This window comes from Rhizobium subbaraonis (assembly GCF_900220975.1).
Lineage (GTDB): Bacteria > Pseudomonadota > Alphaproteobacteria > Rhizobiales > Rhizobiaceae > Mycoplana > Mycoplana subbaraonis.
Map to the genome: position 1 here is coordinate 1 of NZ_OBQD01000081.1, position 1277 is coordinate 1277.

At 56.5% G+C, this 1277-nt stretch carries 1 protein-coding gene; it reads left to right on the forward strand.

The annotated features are described in order from the left end of the window. The first annotated feature begins 79 nt into the window (after window positions 1-79). Window positions 80-1102: an IS110 family RNA-guided transposase gene (locus CRO48_RS31525; protein ID WP_036567425.1), complete on the forward strand. Its 1023-nt coding sequence runs from the start codon at window positions 80-82 to the stop codon at window positions 1100-1102. Window positions 1103-1277 lie beyond the last annotated feature (175 nt).

Sequence of the window (1277 nt, forward strand, 5' to 3'; positions counted from 1 at the left end):
TGATGATGTGGACGGCCCTCCGAACCCGTCGCGCGAGATGCTAAGATCATTCTGCGCAACTCAGAGAAGGAACCGTGTCATGACTTTCGAGAAGATCACTGTCGTCGGCCTGGATCTGGCCAAGAACGTGTTTCAAGTTCATGCTATCGATGACGTCGGCAATGTTATTGTCCGGCGGCAGCTTCGCCGAAATCAGCTCCTGCATTTCTTCGAGCAGTTGCCACCCTGCCTCGTCGGCATGGAAGCTTGTTCGACTTCACATTACTGGGCGAGGGAACTCGGTGCCTTGGGCTTCGATGTGAAGCTTATGCCTCCGGTATATGTAAAGCCGTATGTGAAGCGCGGGAAAAACGATGCAGCAGATGCCGAAGCGATTTGCGAGGCAGTCACCCGTCCAACCATGCGCTTCGTACCGGTGAAAAATTGCGAGCGTCAGGCTCTTCTTATGCAGCACAAGACCCGAGATCTTTTTGTGCGGCAGAGAACGGCTCTGATCAACGCACTCCGAGGCCATTTGGCCGAATTCGGTATCATCACGCCTCAAGGAAAGTTCGGGCTGAAAGCTGCTCTCGAAGCCTTACACGTCGCGAAAGACCATCTTCCTGAACCGTCGTGGCAACCCTTCAAGCACATTCAGATGCAGCTAGAAGAGCTGAGCAATAAGATCGCCGAGCTTGATCGCACCATAATGCAGTGGTGCCGGGACCAAGCTGCCGCTCGGAGGCTGATGACCATCCCAGGCGTCGGCTTTCTCACGGCGGCCGCAATCGCGGCTTCGGTTGGGAATGCCGAGGAATTCAAATCAGCGCGACAGTTCGCGGCTTGGCTTGGCTTAACGCCGCGACAAAATAGTAGTGGCGGAAAGGAGAGGCTAGGGCGGATCAGCAAGCAGGGCGATCGGACAATCCGACGATTGCTGGTAGTCGGCGCCACTGCCGTCATACGACGAGCGCGCATTGATGCTCCATCATTCCCGTGGATCGCGAAGCTCTTGCAGCGCAAACCGGCACGCATGGTGTCGGTAGCGATCGCCAACAAGACCGCCCGCGTCGCGTGGGCTCTTCTGAGAAGAGAGGAGACTTACCGGCACGCAGCCGTTTGAAGGAATCCGGCTCGGCAATCGTCGACCGGAGGAATGAAGGACTGAGTAATGATGGCGAACCGGTTGGACCGGGGATGGAGCAAAGCCTAGGTTCCCCCAGAGCCTTGAGCTCGACAAATTGATTGGCTCTCCATCCGCGGACTTCATCAGGGCCAGTGGCTACAATGCCACGATA